Source organism: Bariatricus sp. SGI.019 (assembly GCF_050315235.1).
GTDB lineage: Bacteria > Bacillota > Clostridia > Lachnospirales > Lachnospiraceae > JAFBIX01.
This window is the reverse complement of record NZ_JBNPOQ010000013.1, coordinates 81,157-101,943: the sequence shown is the minus strand read 5'-3', so window position 1 is coordinate 101,943 and position 20,787 is coordinate 81,157. Positions and strand designations below refer to the sequence as shown.

The window sequence follows — 20,787 nt, the reverse complement described above, 5'->3', positions numbered from 1 at the left end:
CGTATATATGGCAATTTTACTTGACGATACAAAACGAATATTTACACTACAGACAGACCATAGCATGTACCAGATGAAAGCCGACAGGTATGGAGTATTACTCCATACCTGGTTCGGCAATAACGGAACCTCTTTTGACTATTCTTATCTGATTACATACGAAGACAGGGGCTTTTCCGGGAACCCTTATGAAACGGAAAACGAAAGGACCTATTCCTTAGACGCATTGCCACAAGAGTATCCCGTCTATGGAAGCGGAGACTACCGCTCTACGGCATTAAAAGTCCGTTATCCTGACGGTTCCAATGCTTGTGAGCTTCGATACTACAGTTATCAGATTCTAAATGGTAAGTATTCTCTTCCTGGGCTTCCCGCTATCTATGCAACGGAAGACACAAAGGCATATACCCTCATCATCACGTTGGAAGATACCAGACACTGTTTTTATGTTCATATATACTATGGAGTTCTTGAAAATCTGGACATTATCACAAGAGCAGTATGTATTGAAAATCACTGTAGTGATGATCTTTATTTTGAAAATATACAAAGTACTTGTGTAGACTATCTGCATGGAAACTTTAATTTTCATACATTCTATGGGCGACATGTAAAAGAACGCACGCACCAAAAATCTCCTCTGCAGCATGGCATTCAGTCCATCGGAAGCACCCGTGGAACTTCCAGCCACCAATACAATCCTTTCTTCATTCTGTCTGAGCAAGACACAACGGAAGATACCGGTAATTGTTATGGATTTTCACTTTTATACAGCGGAGATTTCTCAGGCCTTGCAGAATATGATCAATATGATCAGACACGGATTCTCCTGGGCATTCATCCTGATAATTTTTATTATTGTATAAAACCCGGTGAAAAATTCTATGCACCCGAAACTGCTATGGCTTTTTCTGACTGTGGGCTTGGCAATCTGTCGCATATCTATCATAAAGCATACCGCAATAATCTATGCCGAGGCAAATACAAAACAGCTAGACGACCGATCCTTCTGAACAGCTGGGAAGGCGTGTATTTTGATTTTGACGGGGATAAATTAGTCCAGATGGCAAAAGATGCTTCCGAACTAGGCGTCGAGCTCTTCGTCATGGATGACGGATGGTTTGGCAAGCGCGACCTGGACGTCTCCGGACTAGGTGACTGGCTCGTCAATGAAGAGAAATTAGGTTGCACACTTGGCGAGCTTTCTGAGCGGATTCACAAATTAGGCCTGAAATTCGGCATCTGGTTTGAACCTGAATGTGTCAACGAAGACAGCAATCTATACCGCGCACATCCTGACTGGGCTCTTCAGGTTCCTGGTAAGGCGCCTTGTCGTTCTCGATACCAGTTGGTACTGGATTTCTCCCGGGAAGATGTCCGGGATTATATTTTCACTCATATTTGCCAAGTTCTGGATTCTGCCAAAATTGAATATCTGAAATGGGATTTCAACCGCAGTATTTCTGATATATACAGTGCTAAGCTTCCCGCCAAAAGGCAGGGAGAAGTCGCCCATCGCTATATTCTGGGCTTATATGATATGTTGGAAAAACTGATTCAGCGTTATCCTGATATCTTGATTGAAGGATGCAGCGGAGGAGGCGGACGATTTGATGCCGGAATGTTATATTATACACCGCAGATCTGGTGCAGTGATGATACAGATGCTATTGAACGCCTCAGCATCCAATATGGAACTTCTTTCGGTTATCCTGTCAGCACCATGGGATCTCATGTTTCAAAATGTCCTAATGAGCAGACTGGGCGCATAACTCCTCTGAACACCAGAGCAACTGTTGCTATGTCAGGAACTTTTGGATATGAATTGGACGTAAATCAAATGTCCGATGAAGAAAAAGCTCTTGTAAAAGCTCAGATCAAAGAATTCAAAAGCTATGATTCTTTAATCCAGAATGGTAATTACTATCGGCTGACAGATCCCTCAGAAGCCCAAAGCTATCATAGCTGGGAATTTGTTGCCGAAGATAAAAGCGAGGCCCTTCTGTGTATTGTATCTTTACAGATTCATCCCAATGGTCCTGGAAATTATATCAAATTAAAAGGACTGGATCCGCACAGTGCTTATCTGATCGATGGGAAGAAATATCCTGGAGATGTACTGATGAACGGCGGACTTTTGCTTCCTTTTGCCAAGGCAGAATACGAAAGCTTCCGCATTCATATTACCAGATGTTAAAAAGACTGCCTGAATCTCAAACAGATTCAGGCAGTCTTTTATTTCTTATGCTCCTACATGTTCTACAATATAGCTTTTCACTTTTTCTTTTGGCATTCCAAGAGCCACTGCCAACTCTCCATACAGGAAAAATTCTGCAATATTCAAATACTTATCATCGACATTAATTGCTTTCTTACCAGATGCCAGACGCTTCATCTTACGCAGATAAGAAGTCTTGATGATTGCGACCCATTCCCTGCATTCATTTTTTAACAATGCTTCTTTGTATAATGCTTCTCTTCGCTTCTCATCAGGCACCCACAGAGTGTCAACATTAGGCATATCGCCAATTAATGCATGTGCATCTTCTTCTGTTATGATCTTTCTGATTTGATTTTTCTCATTATCTACAGGTGTATAAAGTGTTCCGCCAGCATCATATAAGGGCTTCAATGTATAATATTTTTTCTTCTTATCTGAGCAGCTTATATCCAATTTTCCAATGGCCGTTACCTCGCAGACACCTTCTTTATAATGTGCTACGTAATCTCCTATCTCAAACATATTTACCTCCTGTCTGGAGTTATTTTTAAGTCTCTGATACATAAATATTATATCATGCTCAATTTTTTGATGTAAGAAGATTTTTACAAAACTTGCCTGATTTATCGTTCAAAAAACTATTGTATCTGCTTAATCTGCTCGTTCAGATCATTTAAATATACCCAGCGGTCCATCTTCTCATCCAATGCCTGCTCTATCTGTTCTTTCTCCTTCAACAGATCATTTAATCTGGAAGAATTTGTTACATTCTGTGCAATCTCCTGATCCAGTTTTTCTATTTCCCCTTCTAATTCTGCAATATCATCATCAATAGATTCAAATTCCTTCTGTTCTTTATAAGTAAATCTTATTTTCTTTTCATGCTGTTTCCATGCATCTTTGTTCGCATCTTTATCAGCTTTCTCAGCTTTTCCGGCAGACACTTTTTCTTCTGGAACAGCTTCTAATTCCTTACGAATCAGATAATCTGAATATCCTCCTTCAAACTGACGAATCTCTCCTTCTCCCTCAAATGAAAAAATTCGATTTACCGTGCGATCCAGAAAATATCTGTCATGAGATACAATAATGATAATTCCGTCAAACCGATCCAGGTAATCTTCCAGAATTGTCAACGTCTGGATATCCAGATCATTGGTAGGCTCATCCAGAATCAAGACATTCGGAGAGCTCATCAGCACACGAAGCAGATACAGTCTCCGCTTCTCCCCTCCCGAAAGCTTTTCAATTCTGGACCACTGCATAGCTCCGTCAAACAAGAAATTCTCCAGCATCTGTGAAGCAGTAATCTTTCCTTCTGGAGTCGTAATATATTCCCCGACTTCCTTTACATAATCAATCACTTTCTCAGAATCATCCATATATTCATTTTCCTGTGAAAAATAACCTACCCGGATTGTCTGTCCCATCTCTACGGTCCCTGTATCTGACCGGATAATTCCATTGATAATCTTAAGAAGCGTTGTCTTTCCACAGCCATTAGGACCAATGATGCCAATTCGGTCATTTTTCAAAAAAATATAATTATAATTCTTAATTAAGATTCTCTCTCCATATGACTTAGAAATATCAGATAGTTCAATCGTCTTATTCCCCATCCGTGAAGCAACAGAACTCATGGAAACTCTCTTTTCCTCCTGAATATCCTGAATCTCCTGCATTGCTTTTATACGGTCAATATGGGCTTTTTGCTTGGTACTTCTTGCTCTTGCTCCCCGACTTAACCATTCCAATTCTGTTCTGAGCATGCTTTTCCGCTTTCGTTCCGTTGCAAGTGCCATATTTTGACGTTCTTCTTTTAAACGCACAAATTCTGAATAATTCCCCGGATAACTGTATAATTTCCCATTATCTACTTCTACGATCCTATTTACAACACGATCCAAAAAATAACGATCATGTGTGACCATCAAAACTGCTCCTCTGAACTGAATCAGATATTCTTCCAGCCATTCAGACATTGCATTATCTAAATGGTTTGTAGGTTCGTCTAACACCAAGATATCTGCGGATGTTAAAAGTGCATTTACTAGCGCAATCCGCTTCTTCTGACCGCCTGACATATGCTCTATCTTCTCATCATATTCCGTAAATCCCAACTGATTTAACATCGCTTTTGCATCTGCTTCGACGGTCCACTGATTCATTTCATCGATATTTCCTTCTACTGCTGCTTTTAATACGGTCGTTCCACTTTCAAATACCGGAGTCTGTGGAAGGTAACATATCTTCACTTGGCTCCTCATACTGATTTTCCCAGAATCATAAGGTTCGATACCCGCTACAACTTTCAGCAGAGTTGATTTCCCCATTCCATTAATTCCGATCACTCCGATTTTTTCATTCTCGCTAATACTAAATCCTATATCGTTCAAGAGGATTCTATCGGTGTAAGATTTGATAATATGCTCCATCGTCAGTAAATTCATACTTTTTCTTCTCCACTATTCTTTTAATTCTCATTTTAATTGTCAGTATATCTGAAATTATAATCAACTTCAAGATATCAATTCTTTATGCAAATCTCTAAATTACACATTAATTTGAAAATCTTTCTCAGATATTCCATTTCAATCAAAAAAATTTTACGAATTTTGCATATTTTTGATTTAAAATATGGAAAGAATTCACAAAAAATTGTATAATATTTAATAACATGTAACACAAATGGAAAGAGAGGACTCACTATGAAACAAAACAATATGTTAGCGATGATTTTAGCTGGTGGTCGGGGGTCTCGCTTGCATGAATTAACCAACAAAGTTGCAAAACCGGCCGTTTCATATGGTGGTAAATACCGCATCGTTGACTTCCCATTAAGTAACTGTGCAAACAGTGGTATTGATGTTGTCGGAGTATTGACACAGTATGAATCTATTCTGCTGAACAGTTATGTAGCTGCCGGTGGTCGCTGGGGTCTGGATGCAAAAGACAGTGGCGTATATGTACTTCCACCACGTGAGAAAGCAGATGCCAATCTGGATGTATATCGTGGAACTGCAGATGCTATTTCTCAGAATATCGACTTTATCGATACCTATTCACCGGAATATCTCCTCGTTCTTTCCGGTGACCATATCTACAAGATGAATTATGCCAGAATGCTTGCTGCTCACAAGGAACATAATGCAGACGCAACTATCGCTGTAATCGAAGTTCCAATGAAAGAAGCAAGCCGTTTTGGAATCATGAACACCGATGAGACCGGACGTATTGTAGAGTTTGAAGAAAAACCAGAGCATCCTAAGAGCAACCTTGCTTCTATGGGTATCTATATCTTTAACTGGAAGCTGCTTCGCAAACTGTTGGTTGCTGACATGAAGAATCCAGATTCTAATCACGATTTTGGTAAGGATATCATTCCACAGCTCCTGAATGATAATAAAACTCTTTATGCTTACAAATTCAAAGGTTACTGGAAAGATGTAGGAACCATCGATTCTTTGTGGGAAGCAAATATGGATCTTCTGGACAAGAATAACGAGCTTGATCTGAATGATCCGACATGGAAGATTTATACGGAAGATGTTACAACTTTGCCTCATTATATCGGACCTGATGCCGCAATTAAACGTGCATTTATTACTCAGGGTTGCAGAATCGAAGGTGAAGTAAAGAATTCTGTCCTGTTTACCGGTGCAAAAGTCGGAGCAGGTGCCAAGATTATTGACAGCGTACTAATGCCAGGCGTTGAAGTTGAAGAAGGTGCTGTTGTCACACGTGCACTTGTTGCTGACGGAATTAAGATTGGAAAAGGCGCTGTTGTCGGAAGCGCTGACAGCGAGCACATTGAGCTTGTTGCAAAACGTGTAAAGGGGGTAGAATAATATGTGTGATGCATTAGGTATTGTTAATTTTTCCGGAAATCACATCTGGGTAAATGGATTGGAGGACTATCGCCCGATTGGTGCATTCTCTTTCTTAGGAAGATACCGTGTGATCGACTTTCCTATCTCTAACATGAGCAATAGTGGAATTGACCGTATTCAAGTATACATTAGAAGAAAACCGCGTTCCTTGACTGAACACCTTGGAACTGGACGTCACTATAATATCAACTCCAAGCGTGGTAAATTACATATCCTGTTCACTGACCCAAAAGCAGAAAATGATTTATATAACACTGATATCGCTGCTTTTTCAGAAAATATGGAATGTATTGAACGGGCACATAATCCTTACGTAATTATTGCCCCAAGTTATATGGTATATTCTGCTAATTTTGATACTCTGCTTAAAACACACATTGATTCTGGAGCAGACATTACATTACTATATCATTCTGTAGACAATGCCAAGGACTCTTTCCTGAATTGTAATACTTTGAATTTAAACCGACAGAAAGGTGTATTGTCCCTGGAACCAAATCGTGGAACTGCAAAAAACAGAAACATTTTCATGGATACATATATTATGAAAAGGGAACTGTTTATCGATCTGGTGAAAAAAGCAAAATCTATTTCTTCCATGTATACATTAGCAGATACTATTAATTATGCATGTAATGAACTGGATGTACGTGGCGTTTCCCATCGTGGATTCTTTGCATCTATTACAGACCTGAACAGTTTCTACAATGCAAATATCTCTTTGATTGATTTTAAGACAGCAACAACTCTGTTTGATGAAGACTGGCCGGTATATACCAGAACAAACGACTCTTGCCCAACACAGTATTTTGAAACGGCAAATGTTAAAAATTCCGTTGTATCCAATGGATGTCTGATTGAAGGTACCATTGAGAATTCTGTAATCGGACGTGGATGTATAATCAAGAAAGGGGCTGTTGTCAAAAACAGTGTTATCTTACCAGGCACACAGATTGGCGAAGATATCACCATTGACTGCCAGGTAGTTGACAAGCATGCTAAGATTATTCATGCAAAAGAGATTATCGGAACACCTGATAATCCTGGTTATATCCGTCGTGAAGATGTTATCTAAAACTTTATTCTAACTAATATAAAGAAAAGCGTATTCATTTTTCTGAATACGCTTTTCTTTATATTTCCCTGTTCTAATCAAGATATGTCTTCTTGTATTCTTCCCGAATTTCTTCTGGCACCAGGCTTCCTCCTGTCGCCCATACAATATGTGACGATTGATCCATCTTTTCAGACAGATGATGTATTTCCACATATTTTTTGGTTTCTTCATATTGCATTAATTTTAACAGACCTTCAAATGCTGCACAAGAACTTGGTTCAATAAAGATATCCTCTGTCCTACAAAGTGCACGCATATATTCATATAACCACTTATCTTCTACTGTAAACTCCCCACTTAATAGTGGTTCCATTACCTTTCCGACAAAACCTGAGGGACGGCCTACCGCCAGGCCATCTGCATGTGTAATACCTGTCAAACCAACATCCTGTACACAGATTGCATTATGAAGTCCCGTTGTCATTCCAAGAAGCATACACGGAGCCTGTGTCGGCTCCACAAAGAAAACATGTGCATTATCTCCCCAAAGCTCCTTTAATCCAAAAGTAATTCCTCCTGGAGCCCCGCCTACACCACATGGAATATATACAAACAAAGGATGTTTTTCGTCCACAACAATCTTTTGTTCTTCCAATTGTGCTTTCAATCTTTTTGCCGCGACTGCATATCCCAGGAACAAGTTTTTTGAATTTTCATCATCTACAAAATAGCTTTTCGGATTCGCGTCTGATTCCTTTCGCCCATTTTTTACCGCTTCACTATAATCAGAGTCATACTCGATAACCTGTACACCATGACTTCTCAACAGCTCTTTTTTCCACTGCTTTGCATCCGCTGACATATGCACGATTACTCTATAACCTACAGCCGCACTGGCTATGCCTATACTCAGACCAAGATTGCCCGTAGATCCCACTTGTATCGTATACAGACCAAAAAATTCTCTGCACTCTTCTGAAGCCAGTTTTGAATAGTCATCCTCTGGCGTAATCAATCCTGCCTCCAATGCAAGTTCTTCTGTATGCTTTAAAACTTCATAGATGCCGCCTCTGGCTTTAATGGAACCTGCAACAGCAAGATGACTGTCCTGCTTCAAAAAGAGTTTTCCCTGAATGGCATCTCCATAGGTTTCATTCAGATAATCCTGCATTGCCGGTATCGGTGTCAAGACAGATTCAATGACTCCCTTTGTTTCTATTGTTTCCGGGAAGCTCTTCATAATAAACGGTGCGAAGCGCTGCAGTCTCGCTTCTGCATCGTCAATATCTTCCATCGTGATTCCAAGTGTATCTTTTGCTTCAATCCATGATTGTAATTTGGGATTCACCCAGCCAACTTCTCTGGCAGCAGCAATCGCTCTTACAATCGGCATCTCCAAATACTCTTTTCCCATATTATGGCCCCGCAATTCTTCTTCGCTTCTATCTTATAAGAACAGATATTTTAATATGAATAATACTGCTAACACATACATTAATGCACTGATTTTTTTCTCTTTTGTCTTTCCTGTTACAACATTCAGTACTACATATGAGATAACTCCCATAGAGATACCTTCAGAAATACTATAGAAAAATGGCATTGATGCGATACAGATATAACATGGCAAAGCTTCTGCAATATCACTAAAATCAATATTTACAACATTCGTTAACATATAGAACCCAACAACAATCAATGCCGGCGCTGTTGCAAATGAAGGAATTGCCAAAAAGATTGGTGACAAGAATAATGCAAGGCCAAACAAAATTGCTGTGGTTACTGCTGTAAGTCCTGTTCTTCCTCCTTCAGATACGCCAGACGCGCTCTCAACAAATGTTGTTGTCGTAGATGTTCCAAGAACTGCTCCTGCTGTCGTAGCAACCGCATCTGCAAGAAGTGCTCCTTTAATGCGAGGTAACTTCCCATCTTCATCCAGCATATCTGCTTTCGAAGATACTCCAATCAAAGTTCCGATTGTATCGAACATATCTACAAATAAAAATGCAAAAATAACAACAACAAAATTCAAAGAGAAAATACCGCTAAAATCAATTTTTGCAAAAATCGGTGCAATACTTGGAATCGATAATCCGCCGCTGAAGTCTGGAAGCAATCCATAGAATCCTAATTCTGGATTCGGGACATACAAACCGGCAAACTGACAAGCGATTCCAAGAACCCATGTGATCAGAATTCCCCAGAGAATATTGCCCTTAACATTCTTAATAACAAGAATACCAGTAATAAGAATACCAAGAATTGCAAGAATAACCGTAATTCCTACGTCATTAAATGTAGCTTCTACCCCATTCACTGCATTATACTCATCCAATGAAAATAACTGCAGAAGTGTAGCACCTCCAATTACAATATTCGCATTCTGCAGACCGATAAACGCAATAAACAAACCAATACCAACGCTGACTGCTGCCTTCAGATTCTTTGGAATAGCATTAAAAATCGCCTCACGTACATTCGTAAGAGAAAGTATAATAAACACAATACCTTCTACAAATACCGCTGTCAGTGCAATCTCCCAGCTATATCCCATTCCCAGGACAACTGTATATGCAAAATATGCATTCAATCCCATACCAGGTGCCAATGCAAATGGATAGTTTGCAAAAATGGCCATCAACAATGTACCGATCAAAGAGGCAAGTGCCGTTGCTGTAAAGACAGCTCCCTGATCCATTCCTGCTGCAGATAAAATACTTGGATTTACAGCAAGAATATAAGCCATCGTCATAAATGTTGTAATACCAGCAACGACTTCTGTTTTTACGTCTGTACCATTTTCACTTAATTTGAAAAACTTCTCTAACATCTTTCTCCTCCTTTGTTTCTCTCATTCGACAAATTAATAACATATATTATTCTAGCAAAATAACCGGATAAAGTAAATGAATTTAGAACAAAAAAGAATCACTGCAAATATCTTGTGACATTACAGTGATTCTTATTCTCTATGTTATTGAATTTCCCTTATCTTCTTGCGAAGGCTAAGTACCTGATTCGGAGCCACCGATAATTCATCAATTCCTATCTGAATAAAATACTCTGTCATCTCCAAATCCGCTGCCAGATCTCCACAGATACTGATATGTTTTTCTTCCAGATGAACATTATTTGTAATAATACGAATCATCTTCAGCAATGCCGGATGATGTGGATCATAATATCTTTCCAGTTTACTGTTCAGTCTGTCCATACCAAGCGTAAATTGTGATAAATCGTTTGTCCCGATACTAAGGAAATCAACTTCCCGCGCCAGTTCTCCGCTAATCATAACCGCTGCTGGTGTCTCAATCATGACACCGATTGGAATTTCTTCATTGAATGCTGTCTTCTCATTGCGTAGTTCCTTCTTGGCTCTTCCAATCATTTCTTTTGCCATCGTCACCTCTTCAATCGATGTGATCATTGGAAGCATAATAGAAATATTACCAAACGCAGAAGCTCTTAAGATTGCCCTAAGCTGTGTCTTAAATATCTCTTCTTTATCCAGCGATACACGAATACCTCTATATCCAATTGCCGGATTATCATCTTCCCCGAGATCCAGACACTCTGCCAACTTATCCCCGCCAAGATCTGCAGTCCTTATAACTACCTTCTTAGTCCCCATAGATTCAGCTGCCAGCTTATATACCTGGAACTGCTGCTCTTCCGTCGGAAGCTTCGTTCCATTTTCCATATATAGAAACTCACTGCGGAACAAGCCAATTCCTCCCGCATCGCAGCGTAATACATTTTCGACATCTTCTTTTGTTCCGATATTCGCACAGACATCTATCTTCTGACCGCTCTGGGTAATATTTTCTTTTCCTTTCAGGCGTTCCAGATTCTGTACATGTGTATGGTTAGCATCTTGCTTCTGCTTCATCTTTGTGATAGTCGTATAATCCGGTTCAATATAGACCTTTCCTTCGAATCCATCTACAATAATGGTCTTTCCTTCATAATCTTTTTTCAAAGCTTCTCCAAGTCCTATAACAGAAGGAATCCCTTTGGTTCGTGCCAAAACTGCCGTATGAGAATTAATCGTTCCATATCTTGTTACAAATCCCAGGACCTTTGTCTTATCCAGCTGAACAGCTTCACTCGGATATAATTCCCCCGTTGCCAGAACAAACGGTTCATCCGTCAGCATCTTATCTTTCCATATTCTGGAGAGAATACGCAGAACTCGATTTGCCACATCCTTCACATCTGCATCATGCCCTTGTATGTAAGACTTCTCACTTGTCGATGCTGTCGAAAGAAAACTTTCTACTGCACTCTGAATTGCATATTCTGCATTCAGCTTCTGCTCTACGATGATATTCGTTATTTTATCTTTTAATTCCTGATCTTCCAGTATCATTTGCTGCATCTCAAAAATTGCGGCATTTGCTTCTCCTACTTCTTTTGACGCCATGTCATACAAATTCTCTAATTCAAATACTGCCTTCTGACGAGCTTTTTGAAAACGCTGCACTTCCTTCTCAACATCTTTCACATAGATGCGACGAATTTCTTTTGAATCTCTTTTATAAAAAGATAGTTTACCTATAGCAATTCCTTCAGATACCTTTTTCCCCGTTAATGTAATCATATTTTTTCCCTCTACGTTTCATTTACAGCTATAGAAGCTTTCAATCATGCAATTATACTTTACACGCTTCCGTTCATTTCGTCAAGAGACTGTTATCCCTCAACATTTCCAATTCTTTCATGCAAAATATCTATTAATTATTATACCGAAAAATGATACATGTAACAATTTTTTTCGACACTTTTTGTAAAAAATATTGAAAATAATTTTAAATGCATTGACTCTTTTATAAATATGTGCTAATCTAATATGGCAAAATTTATAAAATATATTTATAGATTTTTTCATAATAAGATTAAATGGAGGTGCAATGATGAAAGGTACAGTGAAATGGTTTAATAACCAAAAGGGTTATGGATTTATCTCTGATGAATCTGGCAACGATGTTTTTGTTCACTATTCCGGCTTAAACATGGAAGGTTTTAAGACCCTTGAAGAAGGACAAGCTGTGGAATACGACATAACCGAAGGCGCAAAAGGTCCTCAGGCTGTTAATGTAACGAAGCTTTAATTTGAATTAATCACATATTGAATGTACCTTTTATATATGCAAATTCGCACTTTAATTTAGATATCTAAAAGCTATACATGCAATGAAGATTATGAAAAAGACCAGATAACTAAAGTTATCTGGTCTTTTTCATATCTTTCCTCGCTATTTGAAATCGAACATTCACACCGAAAGGATTGACTACAACGCCAACACTCTCTTTTGAAAGGACATTTACGATTTTATCAGAATCAATCACTAATGCCTTGAACTTATTTTCTCGGTTAAATTTTTGAAATTCCTGTATATCCGTAAATAGCGGCTGATATACTTGGCCATCCTTCTGTTTTAAGATTGGAATCCCTTTGTCTTCTTGTGTTGCAAGAATAAATCGTCCCTCCCTGAAATGCACAAGCATCTCATCATTGAGTTCTTTCAATTCTTTTGTCATTTCTGCATTCTGTTCGGAATTCTGTTGCTTGCGCAGTTCCTGTACAAAATAAATTGCTGTCAGATGAAATTCAGGATTTTCCACACGAACCTGCCCCTTTGGCAGTTTCTCAACCGAATGTCTATGAATAAATTCATCTAATTGTACTGCGGTTCGTTGAGAGGTACCATCACCCACTACCAGACAATTCACTCCCATTGAATAGAGACTTGTATAAAATACCAAGAAGCTCTTATTCTCAACTTTTAAAATCTGCACCGGATTCTTTTCTTTTATCAGTTGACCAGCCTTTTCTTTCGCTTCTTTTTCGGTAAAATAAACGAAAATCTCGTCATCATATGTCTCAGTGTCACACGCCACATAAGGCAGATGTGTACATTGAGACATGATGACGTATATAACTTGTGAATTCCGGAGCATGGATAATGCTATTTTTTTTCTGTCTATGCTCATTCTAGTTTTTCCTTTGGATTCTTTTATTGGTTTGCGGTATATGCTTCATCCGCACTGTATACATCAAATCCACTGCCCTTCAAAATATCAATAACTCTTGCCGGATCATCACTCTTTACTACCGCTGCAGCATCACTTCCATTTGCAAATGCATACATGTATTCAACATTGACTTCTCCATCTACGATCTGATGCATTGCTTTGCTAAGAGATCCTGTTGCATGTGGAACACGAAGAGCAACTACATCCGTTAACATCGCTGTAATTCCTTCTTCTTTCAAAGCTGCACGTCCCTTATTCGGATCTGACACGATCATACGAAGCATTCCATAATCGGATGTATCAGCCAGACTTAGTGCAACAATATTGACATCATTATCTGCCAGGACTTTTAACACTTCATCCAGACGTCCTTCTCTGTTTTCCAAAAATACTGACAACTGCTGAATTGTATTACTCATACCCATTCTATACTCCTCCTTTTACAGTTCTCTGTTATCAATTACACGTTTTGCCTTGCCTTCACTTCTCTGGATAGTCTTAGGCTCTACAAGTTTAACTCTTACTGCAATTCCAAGTGCCTGTTTCAGAACTGCTGCCACTTTATTCTTCAGTTCATCCAGTTTGCGGATCTCATCTGAGAAGTATTTTTCATCCACTTCTACCATAACAGTAAGTACATCCAGATTATTCTCTCTATCCACGATCATCATATAATGAGGTGCTACGCCGCCGCCGATAGAAAGAAGTGCTGCCTCAACCTGAGTTGGGAATACGTTGACACCACGGATAACTTTCATATCATCGGTACGTCCGGTAAATTTCTGAATTCTTGGGAGTGTTCTTCCACATTCGCAAGGACTGTGATCGATGCTGGTCAGATCCTTGGTCCTATATCTGAGAAGTGGCATACCTTCCTTCGCAAGAGTCGTAAATACCAGTTCTCCAGTCTCTCCATCTGCACATGCTGTCTGATCTGCCGGATTCAAAACTTCTGGATAGAAGTAATCTTCGTATACATGGAGTCCTTTATGATGGATACAGTCCATAGCGACACCTGGTCCAGTAATCTCACACAGTCCATAGATATCGAAACTATTAACATTCAGACCACTTTCAATCTTCAAGCGCATCTCGTCTGTCCATGGTTCTGCACCATTAATACCTGCCTTCAACTGCAAACGGTCAACGATTCCCGCCTCCTGAGCTGCTTCTGCCAGATATAATGCATAAGAAGGCGTACATGCGAATGCAGTTGCACCAAAGTCTTCCATACACATCAGCTGACGTTTTGTATTACCAGATGACATTGGAATTGACATACAGCCCAGTGCACGGGCACCAAGATCCAGTCCCATACCACCGGTAAACAGTCCATATCCATAACAGATATGAAGACGGTCTGCAGCTGTAAGGCCTGCCATAGTAAGTGCTCTTGCCACACATTCTCCCCATACATCTACATCATTCTGTGTGTAAGATGCCAAGGTAAGTTTACCAGTTGTTCCAGATGTTCCCTGCACTCTGGCAATCTTCTCCTGTGGAACTGCAAGTAGCCCAAACGGATAGTTATCTCTCAGATCTTCCTTGGTCGTAAATGGGAGCTTATTAATATCTTCAATTCCTTTGATATCTCCAGGCTCAATCCCCATCTCATCCATTTTCTTCCGATAGAATGCCACATTATCATATACATTCTTTACCTGCTTTACCAACCGCTCACTTTGCAGAGCCCGCATTTCGTCTCTGCTCATACATTCAATCTTTGGATCACGGATCTGCTCCTTCCAGTCTTCCAACGCTACTCTAGCCATTTTCTTTTTCTCCTCTCCTCTTTCTTATTTTATAATTGATATCCCACATCAAATGCCTGTTTATTTATATCAATCGTCTTCGGCGGTACTGTTTTTTCAATCACACGATACCACTGTTCTTTTGTAAAATCCATATGTTGAGCCGCAATCCCTAACACAATAAGGTTAAATACTCTTGGATTCCCCAGTTTTTTAGATTCTTCTGTTGCGTTTACAGTATAAACTTTATGATCCTTACGCAACATCTCGATGATATTTTCCGGGTATTGCGCCGCGCCTATTACAACAGGCATCGGATCAATTCTCCAGTCATTCACGATCAAAGCTCCATCTTTCTTAAGGAAATGTGCATATCGTAATGCTTCCAAACGTTCAAACGCTATGATGACATCAGCCTGTCCCTCTTCTACGATAGGTTCTGCTACATTTTCACCATAACGGACAAATGTTACGACACTTCCGCCTCTCTGAGCCATTCCATGTACTTCGGAAAGCTTTACATCATATCCACCTTCGATGGCAAGTCCTCCTAAAATTCTGCTGGTCAACAGGGTTCCTTGCCCGCCGACTCCGACGATCATAATATTCTTCGTTGCCATTACCGGTCACCTTCCTTTACTAATTCAATCGCATCAAACTTACACAGGCTCTTGCAAAGTCCACATCCTGTACACATCGTATCATCAATATGTATCGTTCCATCCGGGTTCTTCGTCATCGCCGGACAACCTGGTCTCATACACATACCGCACTTTTTACATTTATCCTCATGTGCAATATATAATGGCTTCTTTGCTTTACTGAGAAGTACACAAGGAGTTTTGGTAATGATTACAGACACTTCATCTTTTGCAACTTCTTCTTTTACCACTTTTTCCAGTGTATCAATATCAAATGCATTTACTTCAACTACATTCTTTACTCCAATAGCCCGACAAAGTTCTGGAATATTGATTGCATAAGTAGGATCTCCCTGCAAGGTCTTTCCTGTTGCCGCATGATCCTGATGTCCGGTCATACCGGTTGTAGAGTTATCCAATATCAAGACGGTTCCTGTTGCATGGTTATACATCATGTTCATCAAAGAGTTAACTCCTGTATGTAAGAACGTGGAATCTCCTATGACAGCAACCCAGTTTTTAATATATTCTTTTCCCTTTGCCTTCTCCATACCATGAAGACTTGAAATACTTGCTCCCATGCATATTGTAGTATCAACAACACTCAGAGGTGCAACAGCTCCCAATGTATAACATCCAATATCTCCTGCAGCATGTAATTTTAATTTATTTAACACATAATAAACACTTCTATGCGGACATCCCGGACATAAGATCGGCGGTCTTCCCGGTGCCGGTGCCGGTGCAGCAATATCTAATTTTTCTCCAAGAATCGCCGTACGAATCATATTCGCACTATATTCACCTTGTACCGTGAATATCTCTTTCCCGACAGCCTGGATTCCCCAGGACTTCACTTGTTCTTCAATCACAGGATCCAATTCTTCTACAATATAAAGTTTTTCGACTTTTGATGCAAAGTCTTCAATTAATTTTCTCGGAAGCGGATTGACCATTCCCAGCTTCAGCACAGAAGCTTCCGGTAAAGCTTCCTTTACATACTGATACGGAATTCCACTGGTGATCACACCAATCCTGGTATCGTTCATCTCCACCCTGTTAATTGGAAGTGTATTGGCAGCTTCTGCCAATTCCAAATTCCGCTTTTCAATCTCAACATGACGCAATTTTGCATTGCCTGGCATCATGACTGTTTTTTTGATGTCCTTCACATAAGGTTTATCTTCAACCTGTTCACGCTCATGTAACTCTACGATTCCCTGAGAATGAGCAAGCCTTGTCGTTGTACGATATACAAACGGGCGATCATATTTCTCACTTAATTCAAATGCAATCTTCACAAAGTCTTTTGCCTCTGCACTGTCAGAAGGCTCTATTACCGGCAGCTGTGCCGCACGTGCAACCATTCTTGTATCCTGTTCGTTCTGAGAACTATATAATCCAGGATCATCTGCAACTACGATCATCAGACCTCCATTAACGCCCATATAAGAGACTGTATAAGCCGGATCTGCTGCCACATTAAATCCAACGTGTTTCATACAGGACATCGCACGTACTCCTGCCACAGATGCTCCAATTGCAACCTCTGTTGCAACCTTTTCATTCGGAGACCATTCACAATACAAATCATCCTTATACTGAACAAGACATTCACTTATCTCTGTACTTGGTGTGCCAGGATATGCCGCAGAGACCTTTACACCCGCCTCATACGCTCCTCTGGCAATTGCTTCATTGCCAAGCATAATTACTTTTTTCGTTTCTGACATTCTAGAAATCCACCCTTTCATATCTTTCTGTTCCTTTTATAGTCATATATAGGTAATTTTTCACAAATTCGAGGAATTTTCGACTCGTCTTTTAATAGTATATCATAATACTTTTGCTGTTTAAAGCATTAATTTACCAAAATATATATGATTTCTCTCTTTAATCTCTCATATGCTTTTTGCATGTATATTCATTTACTTCAACCCGAATAATTGCAACTGCTTTCTCAAGCCTTGGATTTGTCTGAAATTCTTCAAACTCTTTTCCAGTCTGATGTTTCATAATAACCGAAAGCGCACAAAGCTTCTGATCAGGATCATCAATTATTTCTGCTTTACCACTTCCAATCACGCTGGCATAAATATAACTATACTGACAGGCCAGTTTTCCTTCTTCCAACTCATGATTACAATCCATTTCAAACCCAACTTGTGGATTCTTTTGTATCATCTCTATTTTCCGGCCTTCTCTTGCTCCGTGAAAATACAAAACCAATTTACCATTTTCAAATGTATACCCATGATTCATTGGCACAATATAGACCTCGTCTTCTCCAGCCAATCCCAGTCTGCACACCTTACATGTGTCTAATATTTTCTGTATTTCTACGGAATTTGTCACTTCACGATCTTTTCTTCTCATATTATTCCTCCTCCAAATCATTCTGCCTTATTATACCATTCATCAATATGACCTGAAAATAAGAATTGAAAAAACGTTTAAAATACCTTAATATTTTAAGCAAATCAAGCCATAAATAAGGAGGATCATATATATGCAAAATTTTAACTATTATGCACCTACCAGAGTCGTTTTCGGAAAAGGGACCGAAAACGAAGTGGGAAAACTGATCAAAGAACAGAATTGTAAAAAGGTTCTGGTACATTATGGAGGCGGAAGTGTCATTCGTTCCGGACTTTTAGACCGCGTATATACCTCTTTAGGAGCCGAAGGTATCGCATATACTACATTAGGCGGAGTTGTTCCCAATCCAAGATTGTCAAAAGTACGCGAAGGAATCGAATTATGCCAAAGAGAAGGTGTAGATTTTATTCTTGCCGTTGGAGGTGGAAGCGTCATTGATTCTTCCAAAGCAATCGGATATGGTCTTACCAATGAAGGCGATGTCTGGGATTTTTACGCAAAGAAACGTACCGCTTCTGCCTGTCTTCCAATTGGCACCATTCTTACGATCTCTGCTGCCGGCAGTGAAATGAGTGATTCTTCTGTTATTACGAACGAAGATGGATGGATCAAACGCGGATACAGCAGTAACTACTGCCGCTGCAAATTTGCAATCTTGAATCCGGAACTGACCTATACACTTCCCGATTATCAGACGCAAAGTGGATGTGTAGATATTATGATGCATACTATGGAACGCTATCTGAATCACAGCACGAATATGGAAATGACGGATGGAATCAGCGAAGCACTGATCCGTACCGTCATGAAAAACTCTAGAATCTTAAAGCAAGATCCGACAAATTACGAGGCCCGTGCCGAAGTTATGTGGGCAGGAAGCCTTTCTCATAATGGACTAACCGGCTGCGGAACCGATGGTGGAGATTGGGCATCCCATCAGTTAGAGCATGAACTTGGTGGAATGTTCGATGTCACTCACGGTGCCGGACTGGCTGCTGTATGGGGAAGCTGGGCTCGCTATGTCTACAAAGACCGGGCAGACAGATTTGCTAAACTGGCAGAAAATGTATTGATGGTTCCACACGATGATAATCTGGAAAAAACTGCTCTTGCCGGCATCGAAGCCATGGAAGACTACTACCGCAGTGTAGACATGCCAACCTCCCTTCGGGAACTTGGCATTGAACCAACCGAAGAACAGATTCAGGAACTGGCAGACAAATGCAGCTTCCAAAACACACGCACCATCGGAAAAGTGAAAGTGCTGAACCGAGAAGATATCGCCAAGATCTACCGTATGGCTCTGTAGATGAATACTGGTATGGGCGGATGGTTTTCGCGATTATAATATTCATTTACGATTACTGTGTATTCTCTGGCAGGAATCTTTTTCAGGAATTCCAGTATCCTTTCTTTTTCTTCGAACCCGGTATCACCACCGCTATAGATGCACAGACTCATCAGACCGCCATGTTTTAAGATTTTCAGCCCTTTTTGAATCGCTTCGATACTGGTATCAGCAGAAGTTGCAATATTATGATCTCCGCCAGGCAGATAACCAAAGTTAAAGCAGATCGCATCTGCAGACTCTTCTTCAGCATATTGATCCATATGTTCATGTCCGTCTAAGATCAGGCTGGCACGATCCGCTACATGGTTTTCTTCCAACAGCTTTCGCGTTTGTTCCAGGGCTTGTCCCTGGACATCAAACGCGAGTACTTTCCCATTATGCCCTGCCATCTGACATAACAATAGGGTATCCTTTCCTTTTCCCATGGTCGCATCAATATAGAAACCTTCTTCCGGCACCTGAGAGCGAATAATCTCATGGCACCAATCCGTAATCTGAGATGGGTTCATTCTATTCCTCCTGAACTATTATCGTCTTTCCTTCATTGATTGGTTCTTGAAATCCATCATAAAGGGATTAATCACTACTACGGTTTTTATTATACAAAAACATAAGTATCGCCATAGTACATATGATTCCATATCCCAACCAGCTCAGCATATCCGGAAACTGTCCAAATACAACAAATCCCAATACTGCGGAAAAGATAATCTGTGAATAATCATATACTGAGATTTCCTTTGCCGGGGCGTAGCAATAAGCTGCTGTGATAGAGAATTGTCCACCTGCTGCCGAAAGGCCTGCCAAAAGCAATATCACAATCTGCTCTGCCGTCATGGGATGATAATCGAACAAAAGCCATGGTAATGTTGTCAGGCAGGAAAATGTCGAGAAAAAGAACACGATAAATGGTCCCTTTTCTCCTGCCTCTCCCAGTTTTCTCACCATTGTATAAGCAATTCCTGCTCCAATTCCTCCCAGAAGCCCTATTAAGGATGGAAACAGATCCATATTCGTCACCGTCGGCTTTACAACAAACAGACTGCCGACAAATGCTCCAACTACTATCAACGCCTGCAAAACCTTTACTTTTTCTTTTAGAATTAAGAAACTAAATAATACCGCAAAAAATGGCGACATTTTATTCAACATAGAGGCATCTGCCAATACCAGATGATCCACTGCATAAAAATTACACAGAATTCCCAATGTACCGAAAATAGATCGAAGAAACATATATTTTAGATTCTCCTTCTTACACCGAAACGGAATTCCTTCTTTTGCCAAAATAATTCCGGCAAAAATTGCCGCCACAAAATTTCGAAAAAAGCTTTTCTGTATAGATGGCAGATCACCTGCCATATGTACAAACATATTCATAAGCGCAAAGCAGAACGCTGAACACACGATGTACAAAATTCCTTTATACTGCTTTTTTATGCTCATGACCTAGTCCTCCTA

The 20,787-nt window shown here is 39.9% G+C and carries 18 protein-coding genes; 5 read left to right on the top strand and 13 right to left on the bottom strand.

What is annotated here, in order from left to right:
- The first annotated feature begins 7 nt into the window (after window positions 1-7).
- Window positions 8-2,197, top strand: a complete 2,190-nt coding sequence (locus ACQRD1_RS10020) for an alpha-galactosidase (RefSeq protein ID WP_427787442.1) — start codon at window positions 8-10, stop codon at window positions 2,195-2,197.
- 45 nt (window positions 2,198-2,242) lie between these two features.
- Here the strand turns inward: ACQRD1_RS10020 and ACQRD1_RS10015 are convergent, their stop codons facing one another.
- Window positions 2,243-2,743 carry a CarD family transcriptional regulator gene (locus ACQRD1_RS10015; RefSeq protein WP_235234104.1) on the bottom strand — a complete coding sequence of 167 codons (501 nt, stop codon included), beginning with the start codon at window positions 2,741-2,743 and terminating at the stop codon, window positions 2,243-2,245.
- A 116-nt stretch (window positions 2,744-2,859) separates the two neighbouring features.
- Complete coding sequence (locus ACQRD1_RS10010) at window positions 2,860-4,671, bottom strand: ABC-F family ATP-binding cassette domain-containing protein (RefSeq protein ID WP_235234105.1); 1,812 nt, start codon at window positions 4,669-4,671, stop codon at window positions 2,860-2,862.
- Between the two features lie 258 nt (window positions 4,672-4,929).
- On the opposite strand from ACQRD1_RS10010, the gene ACQRD1_RS10005 reads away from it, so the two are divergent.
- Complete coding sequence (locus tag ACQRD1_RS10005; protein WP_235234106.1) at window positions 4,930-6,069, top strand: glucose-1-phosphate adenylyltransferase; 1,140 nt, start codon at window positions 4,930-4,932, stop codon at window positions 6,067-6,069.
- 1 nt (window position 6,070) lies between these two features.
- Entirely contained in the window at window positions 6,071-7,186 is a 1,116-nt protein-coding gene (glgD, locus tag ACQRD1_RS10000) for a glucose-1-phosphate adenylyltransferase subunit GlgD (protein WP_235234107.1), read from the top strand.
- A 73-nt stretch (window positions 7,187-7,259) separates the two neighbouring features.
- Here glgD and dsdA read toward each other — a convergent pair whose 3' ends face one another.
- The 3 genes from dsdA to ptsP form a co-directional block, all read right to left on the bottom strand.
- Window positions 7,260-8,582 carry a D-serine ammonia-lyase gene (gene dsdA, locus ACQRD1_RS09995; RefSeq protein WP_235234108.1) on the bottom strand — a complete coding sequence of 441 codons (1,323 nt, stop codon included), beginning with the start codon at window positions 8,580-8,582 and terminating at the stop codon, window positions 7,260-7,262.
- 33 nt (window positions 8,583-8,615) lie between these two features.
- The gene (locus ACQRD1_RS09990) at window positions 8,616-9,998 is read right to left on the bottom strand and encodes an NCS2 family permease (protein ID WP_235234109.1); all 1,383 of its coding nucleotides are present in this window, start codon (window positions 9,996-9,998) and stop codon (window positions 8,616-8,618) included.
- A gap of 144 nt (window positions 9,999-10,142) precedes the next feature.
- The gene (gene ptsP / locus ACQRD1_RS09985; protein ID WP_235234110.1) at window positions 10,143-11,768 is read right to left on the bottom strand and encodes a phosphoenolpyruvate--protein phosphotransferase; all 1,626 of its coding nucleotides are present in this window, start codon (window positions 11,766-11,768) and stop codon (window positions 10,143-10,145) included.
- Window positions 11,769-12,081: 313 nt separating this feature from the next.
- Here ptsP and ACQRD1_RS09980 point away from each other — a divergent pair, with 313 nt between their 5' ends.
- Entirely contained in the window at window positions 12,082-12,279 is a 198-nt protein-coding gene (locus ACQRD1_RS09980) for a cold shock domain-containing protein (RefSeq protein ID WP_328282612.1), read from the top strand.
- Window positions 12,280-12,394: 115 nt separating this feature from the next.
- Here ACQRD1_RS09980 and ACQRD1_RS09975 read toward each other — a convergent pair whose 3' ends face one another.
- The 6 genes from ACQRD1_RS09975 to ACQRD1_RS09950 all read right to left on the bottom strand — a co-directional run bounded on the left by ACQRD1_RS09975 (window position 12,395) and on the right by ACQRD1_RS09950 (window position 17,972).
- Complete coding sequence (locus ACQRD1_RS09975; protein WP_235233298.1) at window positions 12,395-13,162, bottom strand: SseB family protein; 768 nt, start codon at window positions 13,160-13,162, stop codon at window positions 12,395-12,397.
- 23 nt (window positions 13,163-13,185) lie between these two features.
- A complete protein-coding gene (locus ACQRD1_RS09970) occupies window positions 13,186-13,623 on the bottom strand; it encodes an ACT domain-containing protein (protein ID WP_235233302.1) in 438 nt (145 codons plus the stop codon).
- Between the two features lie 21 nt (window positions 13,624-13,644).
- The gene (locus ACQRD1_RS09965) at window positions 13,645-14,976 is read right to left on the bottom strand and encodes a phenylacetate--CoA ligase family protein (protein ID WP_235233297.1); all 1,332 of its coding nucleotides are present in this window, start codon (window positions 14,974-14,976) and stop codon (window positions 13,645-13,647) included.
- A gap of 29 nt (window positions 14,977-15,005) precedes the next feature.
- Window positions 15,006-15,575 carry an indolepyruvate oxidoreductase subunit beta gene (locus ACQRD1_RS09960; RefSeq protein ID WP_235233296.1) on the bottom strand — a complete coding sequence of 190 codons (570 nt, stop codon included), beginning with the start codon at window positions 15,573-15,575 and terminating at the stop codon, window positions 15,006-15,008.
- On the bottom strand, window positions 15,575-17,329 hold the full coding sequence (iorA, locus tag ACQRD1_RS09955; RefSeq protein WP_235233295.1) for an indolepyruvate ferredoxin oxidoreductase subunit alpha: 1,755 nt from the start codon (window positions 17,327-17,329) through the stop codon (window positions 15,575-15,577). The genes ACQRD1_RS09960 and iorA overlap by 1 nt, the downstream gene beginning before the upstream one ends.
- 160 nt (window positions 17,330-17,489) lie before the next feature.
- On the bottom strand, window positions 17,490-17,972 hold the full coding sequence (locus tag ACQRD1_RS09950; RefSeq protein WP_235233294.1) for a pyridoxamine 5'-phosphate oxidase family protein: 483 nt from the start codon (window positions 17,970-17,972) through the stop codon (window positions 17,490-17,492).
- Window positions 17,973-18,105: 133 nt separating this feature from the next.
- On the opposite strand from ACQRD1_RS09950, the gene ACQRD1_RS09945 reads away from it, so the two are divergent.
- On the top strand, window positions 18,106-19,284 hold the full coding sequence (locus tag ACQRD1_RS09945) for an iron-containing alcohol dehydrogenase (RefSeq protein WP_235233293.1): 1,179 nt from the start codon (window positions 18,106-18,108) through the stop codon (window positions 19,282-19,284).
- Here the strand turns inward: ACQRD1_RS09945 and ACQRD1_RS09940 are convergent.
- Both ACQRD1_RS09940 and ACQRD1_RS09935 read right to left on the bottom strand, forming a co-directional pair.
- A complete protein-coding gene (locus ACQRD1_RS09940; RefSeq protein WP_235233292.1) occupies window positions 19,266-19,835 on the bottom strand; it encodes a tRNA (mnm(5)s(2)U34)-methyltransferase in 570 nt (189 codons plus the stop codon). The two genes, ACQRD1_RS09945 and ACQRD1_RS09940, sit on opposite strands and share 19 nt — an antisense overlap.
- A 67-nt stretch (window positions 19,836-19,902) precedes the next feature.
- Complete coding sequence (locus ACQRD1_RS09935; protein WP_235233291.1) at window positions 19,903-20,772, bottom strand: DMT family transporter; 870 nt, start codon at window positions 20,770-20,772, stop codon at window positions 19,903-19,905.
- Between the last annotated feature and the right edge of the window lie 15 nt (window positions 20,773-20,787).

Coding starts and splice junctions, on each gene's coding strand:
- ACQRD1_RS10015 (WP_235234104.1), bottom strand. CDS start 2,743: ATGTTTGAGATAGGAGATTACGTAGCACATTATAAAGAAGGTGTCTGC.
- ACQRD1_RS09990 (WP_235234109.1), bottom strand. CDS start 9,998: ATGTTAGAGAAGTTTTTCAAATTAAGTGAAAATGGTACAGACGTAAAA.
- dsdA (WP_235234108.1), bottom strand. CDS start 8,582: ATGGGAAAAGAGTATTTGGAGATGCCGATTGTAAGAGCGATTGCTGCT.
- ACQRD1_RS09980 (WP_328282612.1), top strand. CDS start 12,082: ATGAAAGGTACAGTGAAATGGTTTAATAACCAAAAGGGTTATGGATTT.
- iorA (WP_235233295.1), bottom strand. CDS start 17,329: ATGTCAGAAACGAAAAAAGTAATTATGCTTGGCAATGAAGCAATTGCC.
- ACQRD1_RS10010 (WP_235234105.1), bottom strand. CDS start 4,671: ATGAATTTACTGACGATGGAGCATATTATCAAATCTTACACCGATAGA.
- ACQRD1_RS09940 (WP_235233292.1), bottom strand. CDS start 19,835: ATGAACCCATCTCAGATTACGGATTGGTGCCATGAGATTATTCGCTCT.
- ACQRD1_RS09970 (WP_235233302.1), bottom strand. CDS start 13,623: ATGAGTAATACAATTCAGCAGTTGTCAGTATTTTTGGAAAACAGAGAA.
- glgD (WP_235234107.1), top strand. CDS start 6,071: ATGTGTGATGCATTAGGTATTGTTAATTTTTCCGGAAATCACATCTGG.
- ACQRD1_RS09965 (WP_235233297.1), bottom strand. CDS start 14,976: ATGGCTAGAGTAGCGTTGGAAGACTGGAAGGAGCAGATCCGTGATCCA.
- ACQRD1_RS09960 (WP_235233296.1), bottom strand. CDS start 15,575: ATGGCAACGAAGAATATTATGATCGTCGGAGTCGGCGGGCAAGGAACC.
- ACQRD1_RS09945 (WP_235233293.1), top strand. CDS start 18,106: ATGCAAAATTTTAACTATTATGCACCTACCAGAGTCGTTTTCGGAAAA.
- ACQRD1_RS10005 (WP_235234106.1), top strand. CDS start 4,930: ATGAAACAAAACAATATGTTAGCGATGATTTTAGCTGGTGGTCGGGGG.
- ACQRD1_RS09950 (WP_235233294.1), bottom strand. CDS start 17,972: ATGAGAAGAAAAGATCGTGAAGTGACAAATTCCGTAGAAATACAGAAA.
- ACQRD1_RS09975 (WP_235233298.1), bottom strand. CDS start 13,162: ATGAGCATAGACAGAAAAAAAATAGCATTATCCATGCTCCGGAATTCA.
- ACQRD1_RS10020 (WP_427787442.1), top strand. CDS start 8: ATGGCAATTTTACTTGACGATACAAAACGAATATTTACACTACAGACA.
- ACQRD1_RS09935 (WP_235233291.1), bottom strand. CDS start 20,772: ATGAGCATAAAAAAGCAGTATAAAGGAATTTTGTACATCGTGTGTTCA.
- ptsP (WP_235234110.1), bottom strand. CDS start 11,768: ATGATTACATTAACGGGGAAAAAGGTATCTGAAGGAATTGCTATAGGT.